This window comes from Micromonospora sp. FIMYZ51 (assembly GCF_038246755.1).
Lineage (GTDB): Bacteria > Actinomycetota > Actinomycetes > Mycobacteriales > Micromonosporaceae > Micromonospora.
Genome location: NZ_CP134706.1, coordinates 3514990 through 3527148 on the forward strand (window position 1 = coordinate 3514990; position 12159 = coordinate 3527148).

15 protein-coding genes are annotated in these 12159 nt (G+C 71.4%); 13 read left to right on the top strand and 2 right to left on the bottom strand.

Annotated features, from left to right (window positions below; all coding sequences use genetic code 11):
* Positions 1-2: 2 nt before the first annotated feature.
* From QQG74_RS15930 to QQG74_RS15960, 7 genes are all read left to right on the top strand, one after another.
* Positions 3-1340: a hypothetical protein gene (locus tag QQG74_RS15930; RefSeq protein ID WP_341721077.1), complete on the top strand. Its 1338-nt coding sequence runs from the start codon at positions 3-5 to the stop codon at positions 1338-1340.
* Positions 1341-1362: 22 nt separating this feature from the next.
* Positions 1363-2007: a phosphate signaling complex protein PhoU gene (phoU, locus tag QQG74_RS15935; protein ID WP_341721078.1), complete on the top strand. Its 645-nt coding sequence runs from the start codon at positions 1363-1365 to the stop codon at positions 2005-2007.
* 115 nt (positions 2008-2122) lie between these two features.
* Positions 2123-3199, top strand: coding sequence for a phosphate ABC transporter substrate-binding protein PstS (gene pstS, locus QQG74_RS15940; protein ID WP_341721079.1), 1077 nt, complete (start codon positions 2123-2125; stop codon positions 3197-3199).
* An 85-nt stretch (positions 3200-3284) separates the two neighbouring features.
* A complete protein-coding gene (pstC, locus tag QQG74_RS15945) occupies positions 3285-4274 on the top strand; it encodes a phosphate ABC transporter permease subunit PstC (protein WP_341721080.1) in 990 nt (329 codons plus the stop codon).
* On the top strand, positions 4271-5185 hold the full coding sequence (gene pstA / locus QQG74_RS15950) for a phosphate ABC transporter permease PstA (protein WP_341721081.1): 915 nt from the start codon (positions 4271-4273) through the stop codon (positions 5183-5185). The genes pstC and pstA overlap by 4 nt, the downstream gene beginning before the upstream one ends.
* A gap of 1 nt (position 5186) precedes the next feature.
* The gene (gene pstB, locus QQG74_RS15955; RefSeq protein ID WP_341721082.1) at positions 5187-6050 is read left to right on the top strand and encodes a phosphate ABC transporter ATP-binding protein PstB; all 864 of its coding nucleotides are present in this window, start codon (positions 5187-5189) and stop codon (positions 6048-6050) included.
* Positions 6051-6073: 23 nt separating this feature from the next.
* Entirely contained in the window at positions 6074-6901 is an 828-nt protein-coding gene (locus QQG74_RS15960; protein WP_341721083.1) for a response regulator transcription factor, read from the top strand.
* Here QQG74_RS15960 and QQG74_RS15965 read toward each other — a convergent pair.
* Positions 6803-7417, bottom strand: coding sequence for a phosphoesterase PA-phosphatase (locus QQG74_RS15965; protein WP_341721084.1), 615 nt, complete (start codon positions 7415-7417; stop codon positions 6803-6805). The genes QQG74_RS15960 and QQG74_RS15965 overlap by 99 nt on opposite strands.
* A 97-nt stretch (positions 7418-7514) precedes the next feature.
* Between QQG74_RS15965 and QQG74_RS15970 the strand changes: the two genes are divergently transcribed.
* Positions 7515-7901: a DUF2267 domain-containing protein gene (locus tag QQG74_RS15970; RefSeq protein ID WP_341721085.1), complete on the top strand. Its 387-nt coding sequence runs from the start codon at positions 7515-7517 to the stop codon at positions 7899-7901.
* 61 nt (positions 7902-7962) lie between these two features.
* A complete protein-coding gene (locus QQG74_RS15975; RefSeq protein ID WP_341721086.1) occupies positions 7963-8445 on the top strand; it encodes a type II toxin-antitoxin system PemK/MazF family toxin in 483 nt (160 codons plus the stop codon).
* Positions 8446-8502: 57 nt separating this feature from the next.
* On the opposite strand, the gene QQG74_RS15980 is transcribed toward QQG74_RS15975, so the two are convergent.
* On the bottom strand, positions 8503-9150 hold the full coding sequence (locus QQG74_RS15980; RefSeq protein ID WP_341715564.1) for a GGDEF domain-containing protein: 648 nt from the start codon (positions 9148-9150) through the stop codon (positions 8503-8505).
* A 247-nt stretch (positions 9151-9397) separates the two neighbouring features.
* On the opposite strand from QQG74_RS15980, the gene QQG74_RS15985 reads away from it, so the two are divergent.
* The 4 genes from QQG74_RS15985 to QQG74_RS16000 all read left to right on the top strand — a co-directional run bounded on the left by QQG74_RS15985 (position 9398) and on the right by QQG74_RS16000 (position 12064).
* The gene (locus QQG74_RS15985) at positions 9398-9637 is read left to right on the top strand and encodes a DUF397 domain-containing protein (RefSeq protein WP_341715565.1); all 240 of its coding nucleotides are present in this window, start codon (positions 9398-9400) and stop codon (positions 9635-9637) included.
* A gap of 134 nt (positions 9638-9771) precedes the next feature.
* Positions 9772-10659 carry a helix-turn-helix transcriptional regulator gene (locus tag QQG74_RS15990; protein WP_341715566.1) on the top strand — a complete coding sequence of 296 codons (888 nt, stop codon included), beginning with the start codon at positions 9772-9774 and terminating at the stop codon, positions 10657-10659.
* A 137-nt stretch (positions 10660-10796) separates the two neighbouring features.
* The gene (locus tag QQG74_RS15995) at positions 10797-11849 is read left to right on the top strand and encodes a substrate-binding domain-containing protein (protein WP_341715567.1); all 1053 of its coding nucleotides are present in this window, start codon (positions 10797-10799) and stop codon (positions 11847-11849) included.
* A 2-nt stretch (positions 11850-11851) separates the two neighbouring features.
* On the top strand, positions 11852-12064 hold the full coding sequence (locus tag QQG74_RS16000; protein WP_341715568.1) for a hypothetical protein: 213 nt from the start codon (positions 11852-11854) through the stop codon (positions 12062-12064).
* Positions 12065-12159 lie beyond the last annotated feature (95 nt).

Genomic DNA, 12159 nt, shown 5'->3' on the forward strand with positions numbered 1-12159 from the left:
CGATGGTGAGCGCAATGGTGCCGGTCACACCGGACGACGGCGAGCTGTGGCGGTTGGCCGTGCGCACGCTCGACGACAACTGGGAGCACGACCACACCGTGCCGTCGCGCACCCTCTACCCGCACCAGTGGAGCTGGGATTCGGCGTTCATCGCGATCGGCTGGGCGCACGTCCGTCCCGAGCGCGCCTGGGCGGAACTGACAAGCCTCTTCGCCGCCCAGTGGGGCGACGGACGGGTGCCGCACATCGTGTTCAACCCGGCGGTGTCCGGCGACGCGTACTTCCCCGGGCCGGGGTTCTGGGCCTCGGCAACGGTCGCGGGGGCACCCCCGGTGGCCACCTCGGGTCTGGTCCAGCCGCCGGTGCACGCCCTCGCGGCGTGGCACGCGTACCGCCGGGCACCGTCGGAGTCGGGCCGCGCCGCGCTGGGTCGGCTCTACCCGCGCCTGGTGGCGCAGCAGCACTATCTCGCCACCCGGCGCGATGTCGGCGGCGCCGGGCTGGCCAGCATCGTGCATCCGTGGGAGTCCGGGCTGGACAACAGCCCCGCCTGGGACGAGCCGATGGCCGCCGTGCCGGCCGAGTTGGCGGCGCTGCGCGCGTACCGGCGGCGGGACCTGGCGCACGCCGACGCCGCGCACCGGCCCACCGACCTGGACTATGCCCGGTATGTCGCGATCGTCACCGCCTACCGGTCGGTCGGCTACCGCGACGACGGTCTGGCCGACCGGCATCCCTTCCTGGTGGAGTGTCCGCTGTTCAACGCGGCGATGGGCGCCGCCGAGCACGCGCTCGCGGGGATCGCCGCTGAGATCGGTGCGGATCCCGGCCCGCACCGGGAGCGCGCGGCCCGCATCACCGCAGCGGTGCTGGACCGGCTGTACGAGCCGACGACCGGCACCTTCCACCCGCGTGACCTGCGCACCGATCACCGGACGCCGGCCCGTACGGTGCTCGGCCTGACGCCGTTGATCCTGCCCGACCTGCCGGCGCGGCAGGTCGAGGCGATCCTGGTCGAGGCGGGCTCGGCCCGGTTCGGGCTCGCCGCCCGGATGACCCGCCCGTTGCCCAGCCACGACCGCACCGCCACCGACTTCGAGCCGCTGCGCTACTGGCGCGGCCCCAGCTGGATGAACATCAACTGGCTGGTCCGGCACGGCCTGGTCGCGCACGGCCAACCCGCGCTGGCGGCCGGACTGCGAAGCTCGATGATCGAGTTGGCGGCCCGGGCCGGCTGCCACGAGTATTTCCATCCGGAGACCGGCGCCGGCCTCGGCTCGCCGGCCTTCGGCTGGACCGCGGCGCTGCTGCTGGACGTGCTGGCCGCCGACGGCCGGTGACCCGCAGGCGAGGGAGAGAGCGATGGCTCGGGACAACTACGACGAGCAGCTCGACCGGCTCACCGGTGTGCTGGCGACGATGAGCCGGGACGCCGGCGCGGCGATCCGGGGTGCCAGCGCGGCCCTGTTCGACGTCGACCGGGCCACCGCCGAGGCGGTGCTGGCCGGCGACGCCGTGCTGGACCGGCATCGGGCCGAGGCGGAGGCGTTGGTCCCGCAGGTGCTGGTCCGGCACCAGCCGGTCGCCTCCGATCTGCGGCTGGTGGTGTGCGCGCTGCGGATCGCCGCCGCCCTGGAACGGATGGGGGACCTCGCCGTGCACATCGCGAAGGTGGTCCTGATGCGGTATCCGGTCGGCGTGGTCCCGGAGCCGGCGGTGCCGGTGCTGACCACCATGGCGGAGGCGGCGGCCCGGATGGCGGAGAAGACCGCGGTCGTGCTGGCCACCCGGGACCAGTTGGCCGCCACCCAGCTCGGGCTCGACGACGACGAGGTGGACGCCGCCGAGAAGCGCCTGCTGTCGCTGCTCGTCTCCGGCTGGCCGTACGGCGTGGAGTCGGCGATCGACCTGGCCCTGGTCGGCCGCTACTACGAGCGGTACGCCGACCACGCGGTGAACGTCGCACGGCAGGTGGTGTTCCTGGTCACCGGAACGATCCGGCTCTGACCCCCAAGTTCATTTTTCGTTCACCTGGAGCCGGGAGTCCGGCTACCTACGCCTCCTAGCTTGACTCGCGTACGGCCCGGACGGGCTGATGCACCCCGATAGAGAGGCTTACCTGGTGAACCGCAACGTGCTTTCGCGGCGCGTCCTCGCTGGCGTCGCGCTTGCCGCGCTCGCGCTTACCGGCTGTGGTAGCAACGACAACGGCACAGAGCCGGTCGCGAACGGCGGCGACAGCGCCTACGCGAACCTGTCCGGCGAGTTGAAGGCGTCCGGCGCCAGCTTCCCGGACGCGTACTACCAAGAGGTCATCGAAGCCTTCAAGGGCGAGGCCTCCGGCGTGACCGTCACCTACAACGCGACCGGCTCGGGCACCGGCAAGAAGCAGTTCGGTGAGGGCCTGGTCGACTTCGCCGGCACCGACAGCCTGGTGAAGGACTCCGACGGCGTGGCCGCCGGTTCGTTCCTCTACGTGCCGACGGTGGCGGCGCCGATCACCGTCTCCTACAACCTGTCGGGCGTCGACAAGCTCCAGCTCAGCCCGGAGACGCTCGCCAAGATCTTCCAGACCGACATCAAGACCTGGGACGACGCGGCCATCAAGGCGGACAACCCGGGAGTCGAGCTGCCGAACACCCCGATCGTCGTGGCGCACCGTTCGGACGGCTCGGGCACCACCAGCAACTTCACCAAGTACCTGGAGGCAGCCGCCGGAGGAACCTGGAAGCTCGGCAGCGGTGACACCGTGGCCTGGCCGGCCAGCACCCAGGGTGGCGAGAAGAACACCGGCGTCGCGCAGATCGTGCAGCAGACCAATGGTGCCGTGGGCTACGTGGACCTGAGCGACGCCAAGGCCACCGGCCTGAAGTTCGCCGCCATCAAGAACAAGGACGGCCAGTTCGTCGAGCCCACGCTCGAGGGCACCACCGCCGGCCTGGAGGGTGCCGAGATCGCCGACGACCTGAGCTACAACCCGCTCAACGCCGCCGGTGCCACCTCGTACCCGATCACCGCGCCGACCTTCATCATCGTGCAGACCTCGTACGGCGACGCCGCCAAGGCCGAGCTGGTCAAGGGCTTCCTCACCTACCTGCTCAACGACGGCCAGGAGCTGGCCAAGGAGATCGACTTCGCGCCACTGCCGGCCTCCCTCAAGGAGAAGGCGCTGGCCCAGGTCGACAAGATCCAGGGCTGATCAGGAACAAGATCGCTACGGCGGTCCGGCCAGGGACGGGATCACACGATCCCGTCCCTGGCGGGGTCCCTGAGCTGGAGTGAAGATGACCTTGACGAACAAGTCCCCCTCCCGGTCGACGCTGACCCAGCGCGACGGCAGCGCCGTCGGCGACCGCATCTTCTCCTGGTGGACGCTCGGTACCGGCCTGCTGGTGCTGGCGATCCTCGGGCTGATCCTGATCACCACCGTCCGGGAGGCGTGGCCCGCGTTCGACGCGATGGGTTTGCGTTTTCTCACCGAGCGGATCTGGGACCCGAACCCGGCGACCGGCGAGGCCATCTTCGGCGCGCTGTCGTTCGCCTACGGCACGGCGATCTCATCGCTGATCGCCCTGATCTTCGCGGTGCCGGTGTCGGTCGGCATCGCGCTGTTCCTCACCGAGCTGGCGCCGCGCCGGCTGCGCGGACCGGCGGTGACCGTGATCGACCTGCTCGCCGCCGTGCCCTCGGTGGTCTTCGGACTCTGGGGCATCCTGGTCGTCGCGCCCGCCATGGTCCCGGTCTACAAGTCGTTCCACGACATTCTCGGCGGCATTCCGGTGCTCGGTAACCTCTTCGGTCCGGTGAGCAGTGGCCGCAACTTCATGACCGCCGGCCTCATCCTGGCGATCATGGTCACGCCGATCATCACCTCGATCACCCGTGAGGTGTTCAGCACCGTCCCGCGCGCCGACAAGGACGCCGCCCTCGCGCTCGGCGCCACCCGCTGGGAGATGATCCGGGGCGCGGTGTTTCCGCACAGCTTCGGCGGCGTGGTCGGCGCGGTGATGCTCGGCCTCGGCCGGGCCATGGGGGAGACCATCGCGGTGGCGCTGGTCATCGGCGGTGCCACGAACATCACCGCCAACCTGTTCGCCCCCGGCAACTCGATGGCCGCCGTCATCGTGCAGCAGTTCGGTGAGTCCACCGGCACCTTCACCGCGGCCCTGATCGGTCTGGGCGTCGTGCTCTTCGCGATGACGGTGCTGATCAACGTGCTCGCCCAGACGGTCGTCCGTCGGGCCGAGGCCCGGATGAAGGGAAGCGTCGCGTGACCGTCGCCGCACCACCGGCCACCCGCTCGGCCCCGAGGGGTCCCGACCTGACCCGGGCGGCCCTCTCCGGCCGCCGCCGCTTCACCAACCACCTCGCCACGGCCGCCATCTGGGGTGCCGTGCTGCTCGCCGTCGTCCCGCTCGCCCTGGTGACGTACACCGTCATCGGCAAGGGCGGCGGGGTGATGAGCCTGTCCTTCCTGACCGAGGACATCCCGAACTCGTACCGTCGTGAGGGCGGCGGGATGGCACCGGCGATCGTCGGCACCCTGGTCATCACCGGGATGGCCGCGCTGATGGCCATCCCGCTCGGCGTCTTCGGCGCGGTCTACCTCAACGAGTACGGCAAGCAGCGACCGCTGGCCCGGATCATCCGGCTGATGGCCGACGTGATGACCGGCGTGCCGTCGATCGTGATGGGTCTGTTCATCTACATCTCCTGGGTGCTGCTCGTCGGCGAGCAGACCGGCTTCGCCGGTGCGCTGGCCCTGGCCTGCCTGATGCTGCCGGTGGTGATCCGCAGCAGCGAGGAGATGCTCCGGCTGGTCCCGGACGAGCTGCGGCAGGCGAGCATGGCGCTTGGGGCCCGCAAGTGGAAGACCACCCTCACCGTGGTGCTGCCGGCGGCCATCTCCGGCATCACCAGCGGCTCGCTGCTGGCGGTCGCCCGCGCGGCCGGCGAGACCGCGCCGATCATCATCGTCACCGGCATCGTCTTCGCACCGAACTGGAACCTGTTCAGCGGCTCCAACACCGCGCTGCCGGCGCAGATCTTCCGCAACGCCAGCACCTCGTTCCCCGCCGCCCAGGACCGGGCCTGGGGGGCGGCCCTGACGCTCATCGTGATCGTGCTCGGCTTCACGATCATCGCCCGATTCATCTCAAGCCGGTTCGCCATCAAGGAGCGCTGACATGGCCAGCAACGACACCGACCTGACCACCCGCCCGTCCGTCGCGGTGCACGCGGCCGGCACCACCGCCTCCGGTGCGGAGGCCGCCGGCGCGCCGGTGATGCAGCTGCACGACGTCAGCGTCTACTACGGCAGCTACGAGGCGGTCCGCGGCACCACGATGCCGATCCAGCAGAACCAGGTCACGGCGATGATCGGGCCGTCCGGCTGCGGGAAATCCACGGTGCTGCGGGCGCTGAACCGGATGAACGACCCCATTCCCGGGGCCCGGGTCAGCGGCGAGGTCCTCTTCCACGGCCAGGACCTGTACGCCAGGGACGTCGACCCGATCCAGGTGCGCCGACGCATCGGCATGGTGTTCCAGAAGCCGAACCCGTTCCCCAAGTCCATCTTCGACAACGTCGCCTACGGGCTGCGGATCAACGGCATCAAGGGCCGCCTCGACGACCACGTGGAGGAGGCGCTGACCCAGGCCGCGCTCTGGGACGAGGTCAAGGACAAGCTCCGCAAGAGCGCCCTGGCGCTCTCCGGCGGCCAGCAGCAGCGGCTCTGCATCGCCCGGACGATCGCGGTCAAGCCGGAGGTCATCCTGATGGACGAGCCCTGTTCGGCGCTCGACCCGATCGCCACGGCGAAGATCGAGGACCTCATGTTCGAGCTGACGAACGACTACACGATCGTGATCGTCACGCACAACATGCAGCAGGCCGCGCGGGTCAGCCACTACACCGCGTTCTTCACCGCCGAGGTGGACGAGCAGCAGGTGCGGCACGGCCGGCTGGTCGAGTTCAGCCAGACCGGCAAACTCTTCACCAACCCCGCCGACAAGCGTACGGAGGACTACATCACCGGCCGCTTCGGCTGAGCCGGAACCGGAACCGGTACGCGATGAACAACCTCGTCGGGGCCGCCCCGGGTGACCGTCGGTCCGACGGACGTTTCGTGCTGCTCGTGGTGGACGACGACGAGAGCGTCGGCGCCGCGCTGGTGAGCGAGCTGGCCGAGCACCGGGTACGCGGACACCACTACCCGCACGCCGCCGAGGCCCTGCTCGCCGCGGGCGCCCTGCAACCGGACGCGGCGGTGGTCGCCGCCGGGCTGGCCAGCATGAACAGCACCGAACTGGTGCGGCTGCTGGCCCGTCGGGCCGGTATTCCGACGGTGGTCGGGGTCGGCGACGACGACGGCGGGACGGCGGCGGCCGGCCTCAAGGCGGGCGCCACGGCCGGCGTACGGCGACCGTACCGGGCCGAGGAGGTGCTGCCGATCCTGCGGGCGATCCGCCCGGACGGCGCCGCCGCGCTCGACCCGCCGATCGAACTCGGTGGGCTGCGGGTGGACCCGTCGACGTTCGAGGCGCACCTGCACGGGCGGCTGGTGGCCCTGCCGATGAAGGAGTTCCGGCTGCTGTACTTCTTCATGAGTCACGCCGAGCGGACGGTCACCCGGGAACAGTTGCTGGCTGCCGTCTGGGGCGGGATCGCCGACGACACGTCGAACACCCTCACCGTGCACATCAAGCGGCTGCGGCGGCGGCTCGCGCTGGACGGAAGGCAGCCGCCGATGATCGTGACCGTACGCGGCCTGGGTTACCGGTTCGTGCCGGCCGCGCCGAACTCAGCCGAGCAGAATGAAGATCGGGGCGCCGACGAGCGGACCGAGCAGCGTACCCGCGATCACCTGGCCCACGGTGTGGGCGCCCAACCGAACCCGTGACCAGCCCACCAGCCCGATCAGGGCCAGCAGCGGGGTGAGCGCCGGGCCGAACAGGTAGCCCAGGGCGGCCACCGAGGCGGCGCAGATCGCCGCGTGGGCGCTCAACTTCCAGACCTGGTTGACCGCGCCGATGGCGGCCACGATTGCGAACATCGCCACCACCAGGGCCACCAGCGGGCGCGGCGCGCCGAGCAGCACCAGCAGCGCCAGGCCGACCAGCACCGAGACCAGCCCGTGCAGCAGCGGCCGGCGGCGCTGGGCGCGTACCCCGATGTGGTGGTCGGTCAGCTGACCACGTCGTACGCCCCACCAGATGATCCCGTACGGGATGACGGAGCAGAACAGCACGGCCAGCGCACCCCAGCCGAGCCCCACCGCGAGGGCCGGCGCGGTGCTGTGCACGGCGACCACCACGGGCAGCAGCGCGGCGAACACGGCGGGCGCGAACACCTCGGTGCTGGTCCGGGCCAGCCGGTACGAGGCGGACCGGGTGCTCGGGTCGACAACGGTGGGCACGGGCCAACGGTACGGGTCGGCTTCCGCCGGTGGGGCCGGTCCGTTTGCCGGGGCCGGGCGGGGGTAACCAGCGCGGCGCTGACGAACGGAGGGCGACGTGCGGTTTCCCCTTTTCGTCGACGCGGTGTCCCGCCGCTCGGGCCTGCCGCCCGACCTGGCCGCGGCGGTCTGCCGGGCGGTGTTGCAGACCGTGGTGGAGCGGATGACCGACCCGAGCACCGACCCCACCGGCCCAAGCACCGACCCGACCGGTTACCTGCCGGCCGAGTTCGACACCGGCGCGCCGCACGGGCCGGAGGAGTTCCTGCGCCGGGTCGGCGAGCGGGCCGGGGTGGACGAGCGGACTGCGGGCATCGGTGCGGCGGCGGTCTTCGGCACGCTGCGCGAGGCGGTCACGGTCGACGAGTTCCAGGAGATGGTCGCCCGACTGCCCACCACCCCCGACGGTTCGACCGACCCGCTGGCCGGACCCGGCGGGCGGTAGCCGGCCCGGACGGGAGCCCCTGCCGGACGCGGGGTCGGCGACGGCCGTTAGGCTGCCCGCCGTGGCAGGTCTGTTGCGGAGTATGGCGGCCCGCGTCGGCGCGGCGATTCCGACCCCCCGGCGTGCCGGGCCGACCCCGGCCCGGGTCGCGCGGCCCCGCCAGGTCAACGCGCTACAGCGCCGCGAGTTGTCGTACGCTCCGGAGCCCGACGGGCAGGCCGACCCGGGTGAGATCGTCTGGACCTGGGTGTCCTACGAGGACGACCCCCGCCAGGGCAAGGACCGGCCGGTGCTGGTGGTGGGCCGGCAGAGCCGGACGCTGTTCGGGCTGATGCTGTCCAGCCAGCGGGACCGCGATGGCGAGCGGCACTGGCTGGCCCTCGGCCCCGGCGAGTGGGACCGGGAGAAGCGGCCCAGCTGGGTGCGGTTGGACCGGGTGCTGACGATGCGCGAGGACGCCATCCGGCGCGAGGGCGCGGTGTTGGACCGGACCCGGTTCGACCGGGTCAGCCAGGCCCTGCGTGCTGGCTACGGCTGGCACTGAGTCAGCTGAGGCGGTGCCTCGCCGGGGCGCGCCCGCACGGCGTGTTCGTCCCTGTCGTCAGCACTCGGCGAGGTACGCGGTGTCGCGTAGCGCCCGGCCGCTCCGGCCCGACCCGAGCCCCTTGGCCTCGTACATCGCCGCGTCGGCGCGGTCGAGCGCCTCGCTGAGCTGGGTCCCCTGCACCGGTGCCAACCCGACCGAGGCGGTCACCCGCAGGGTCAACCCACCCAGCGGGATCGGCGCGGCGAGCATGTCGTAGAGCCGTCGGGTGGCCTGGTCGATCCACCTGCGGTCGAGCGTGGGGCTGGCCAGCAGCCCGGCGAACTCGTCACCACCGAGCCGCCCCACCGGGTTGTCACCGGCGAAGGCGGCCAGCCGCTGGGCGACGTGGATCAGGACGTGGTCACCGGCCGAGTGGCCATACCGGTCGTTGATCTGCTTGAAGTCGTCCAGGTCGAGCACCACCGCGACCAGCGGGCGGCCGGTGCCGTCGGTGAGCAGCGCCGCGGCGAGACGGTAGAAGGCCCGCCGGTTGGGCAGGCCGGTCAGCGGATCGTGGCTGGCCGCGTGTCGTTCGGCGGCCAGTTCGGCGCGGAGCCGACCGATCTCCGCCTCGGCGCGTACCGCCCGGCGACCCAGTTGCCAGGAGGAGAGCAGGGCACCCGCGGCGCAGATGCCGGACGCGACGGTAAGCGGATCCGGCACCGACCCCTCCCTTCGCCCCCGGCGCACCGTCCAGCGCTGCCAGACACCTCGTTTCCCCTGGTGGCGGCCAGGTTCACGTAACAGAATGTGAGCGGATGCGCACCGCTCACATGCGCTATCATGCTCGCTGTCCAATGCAGATGCAATAGCAGATGCACGTGCAGAATCATCGAGCCGACACCGTCCCTTGTGCCGCGACCGCTCCTCCCCACGCACCGGCGCGCCTACCGGAGAGAACCACGCACCCATGCAGCAGCCGCCGAACGGTGTTCCCGTACCCCAGTTGCCTCCGCTCGCCTGGCAGAAGAGCCGGCGCAGCAATCCCAGTGGAAACTGCGTCGAACTGGCGGAGCTGCCCGGCGGTGCGGGGATCGCGATGCGCAACTCCCGACACCCGGAGGGGCCGGCGTTGATCTACACCGTGGACGAGATCGCCGCGTTCGTGCGCGGGGCCCGGGACGGAGACTTCGATCATCTGATCAGCTGACCCGACATCCCATCTGCGGGAATCGCCGCGCACGGGATGGAGGTTCACCTCACTGATGGTTCATGGCATGCTTACAGGTCGGTCGGGCCGGTTCGCCGGTTTCGGCCCACCGGATGACATGCGGAGGACGGCAGGTGACGATGGTTTCCGCCGAGCAGGGCCCGGCGGCAGGGCCGACCGTGCTGCGGATGCTGCTGGGCGCGCAGTTGCGCCGGCTGCGCGAGTCGCGTGGAGTCACCCGGGAGAGCGCCGGCTGGGAGATCCGATCCTCGGAATCGAAGATCAGCCGGATGGAGCTGGGTCGGGTCGGCTTCAAGGAGCGCGACGTCGCCGATCTGCTCACCCTCTACGGCGTCACCGCCGAGCAGGAGCGCGCCGCGCTGCTCAAGCTGGCCCGGGACGCCAACAGTCCGGGCTGGTGGCACCGTTACGGTGACGTGCTGCCGTCGTGGTTCCAGTCGTACCTCGGCCTGGAGGCCGCGGCGGTGCTGATCCGCAGCTACGAGGTCCAGTTCGTTCCGGGGTTGCTGCAAACCCGGGAGTACGCCCGGGCCGTGGTGCTGCTCGGCCACTCCGGGGCCGACCCGACGGAGATCGACCGCCGGGTGGACCTGCGGATGCGGCGCCAGGAGCTGCTGCGCCGGCCGCGCCCGCCCCGGCTCTGGGCGGTGGTGGACGAGGCGGCGCTGCGCCGTCCGATCGGTGGCCCGCAGGTGATGCGTGGCCAACTGGAGGCGCTGCTCGAGGCCACCCGGACGCCGAACGTCCGGTTGCAGGTGATCCCGTTCGCCGCCGGTGGGCACGCCGCAGCCGGGGGTGCCTTCACCATCCTGCGCTTCGGTGACCAGGACCTACCGGACATCGTCTACATCGAGCAGTTGACCAGCGCGCTCTATCTGGACAAGCGCGAGGATCTCGACTTCTACGCACTGGCCATGGAACGACTCTGCGTCGAGGCCGAGCCGCCGGAGCGAACTCCGGACATCCTCAAGCGGATCATCGCCGACGTCGAATCCGCGTGACTCTCCAGCCCCGCTGAGCTGCCCGGACGGTGCCGCGCGGCGGTGCCGTCCAATCATCTGCGTTGACATCCTTCGCGCTGTGCGGCTAATCTCTGGATCGATTCAGACTGGATCGATCCAGAAGAGGGGAGGGGCCGATGAAACCGACCCTGCGGGCCGTCGCCGAGGCCGTTGGTGTCTCGCGCAGCACCGTCTCCAACGCCTACTCCCGCCCGGACCAACTGTCGGCGGACCTTCGCCGACGGATCCTCGACACCGCCCGCGAGATGGGCTACCCGGGACCCGATCCGACCGCCCGCTCGCTGCGCCGCGGTTTCGTGGGTGCCATCGGGGTGCTGTTCACCTCGCAGCTCTCCTACGCCTTCACCGACCCCTTCGCGCTGCGGTTCCTCACCGGGGTCGCCGAGGCGGCGCAGCGGCACGGCAGCAGCCTGCTGCTCGTGCCACTGCCCACCGACCCGGCCGGTGCCCGCACGGCGGTGGAGAACGCCGCCGTCGACGGTTTCTGCGTCTACTGCGCCGGTGACGAAGAGGGCATCATCGACACCATCCGGGGTCGCGGGATGCCCTTCGTCACCACCTCCTCGCGTCCCCGGGCGGGCGACCGATGGGTGGGCATCGACGAGCGCGCCGCCGCCCGGTCGGTCGCCGAACACCTGGCCGGTCTCGGTCACCGCCGGGTCGCCCTGCTCGGCCACGACGTGCTGCCCGACGCCGTCGGCCGGCTGCGGGTGGCCGACGTCGCCGACGTACCGCATCCGACCACCCGCGACCGGCTCGCCGGCTTCGCCGACGCCTTCGCCACGGTCGGCGTCGGCTGGCCCGAGCTGACGATCCTCTCGGCGGCCGACAACGACCGGGCCGCCGGTGCCGCGGCGGTACGCGCGCTCGACGCCCGCCACGAGCCACCGACCGCCGTGCTGGCCTGCTCCGACGTGCTCGCCCTGGGGGCGCTCGACGCGCTCGCGGCGGCCGGCGGGGCGGACCGGACGATCTCGGTGACCGGCTTCGACGACATCGCCGAGGCCGCCGCCGCCGGACTGACCACCGTGCGCCAACCCGGCGAGGAGAAGGGGCGCTCGGCCGCCGAGCTCCTGTTCGACCCGCCTGCGGACGCCTCAGCGGGTCAGATCCTGTTGCCCACCACGCTCATCGTCCGCACCAGCAGCGGACCAGCCCTGAGGAGTTGACCATGGAACAGCCCACCGGCTTCATCTTCGCCGTCGACGCCGTCACGCGGCACGTCACCTCCGCGCGACCGGACGCGCCGGTCCGCCCCGACCCGCCCCGCACCACGCCACTGGCCGGCGTCCGCCGGCTCGCCGCCACGGCCCTGCACCGCCTGGCCGACCAGATCCAACCCGCCCCGCTGCCGTGCAAGGAAGGGCCCCTTATTAACGCCTAGCGTGGTAAAAGGGCCCCTTATTAACAATCGGCAGCCGACCGGGGCGGGTGTGGTGGACCGACCGGGGCGGCTGCTGGACCGGCCGGGCGACTGGT

Coding starts and splice junctions, on each gene's coding strand:
- pstC (WP_341721080.1), top strand. CDS start 3,285: ATGACCTTGACGAACAAGTCCCCCTCCCGGTCGACGCTGACCCAGCGC.
- QQG74_RS15960 (WP_341721083.1), top strand. CDS start 6,074: ATGAACAACCTCGTCGGGGCCGCCCCGGGTGACCGTCGGTCCGACGGA.
- QQG74_RS15985 (WP_341715565.1), top strand. CDS start 9,398: ATGCAGCAGCCGCCGAACGGTGTTCCCGTACCCCAGTTGCCTCCGCTC.
- QQG74_RS15995 (WP_341715567.1), top strand. CDS start 10,797: ATGAAACCGACCCTGCGGGCCGTCGCCGAGGCCGTTGGTGTCTCGCGC.
- pstB (WP_341721082.1), top strand. CDS start 5,187: ATGGCCAGCAACGACACCGACCTGACCACCCGCCCGTCCGTCGCGGTG.
- QQG74_RS15930 (WP_341721077.1), top strand. CDS start 3: ATGGTGAGCGCAATGGTGCCGGTCACACCGGACGACGGCGAGCTGTGG.
- phoU (WP_341721078.1), top strand. CDS start 1,363: ATGGCTCGGGACAACTACGACGAGCAGCTCGACCGGCTCACCGGTGTG.
- QQG74_RS16000 (WP_341715568.1), top strand. CDS start 11,852: ATGGAACAGCCCACCGGCTTCATCTTCGCCGTCGACGCCGTCACGCGG.